Raw genomic sequence first — 365 nt, 5'->3', positions numbered from 1 at the left:
AAGAGATTAGTGACCAAACTAAAGAAGTGAATACCAAAATTGATAACATCAAGATTGATGCGAAAGACAATAGTGGTCAAGCAGTGACAAATAAAGTCAGCGGTCTACCCCAAGGAGTGACGTTTGATCCGTCAACAAATACAATAAGCGGTGTAGCAACGAAAGTAGGCACTTATCCAATTGTAGTGATAAGTACTGACGCCGATGGCAATAGTGTTGAGATGAAATTCAATATCAAAGTTGTAGACACAACAGCACCGACGGTGAAAGAGATTAGTGATCAGACCAAAGAGGTCAATACGGCAATCGATAACATCGAGATTAGAGCTACAGACAATAGTGGTCAAGCAGTAACAAACACAGTA

The 365-nt window shown here is 40.0% G+C and carries 1 protein-coding gene; it reads left to right on the top strand.

Features of this window, described 5'->3' with window-relative positions:
* A partial coding sequence (locus HMPREF3267_RS10930; RefSeq protein WP_141761098.1) for an Ig domain-containing protein occupies nt 1-365 on the top strand: 365 nt, incomplete at both ends.

It is taken from the genome of Staphylococcus sp. HMSC62D11, from assembly GCF_001839145.1.
Lineage (GTDB): Bacteria > Bacillota > Bacilli > Staphylococcales > Staphylococcaceae > Staphylococcus > Staphylococcus lugdunensis.
Note: the sequence above shows the minus strand (reverse complement) of the source record. Positions and strands in the feature narration are given on the sequence as shown.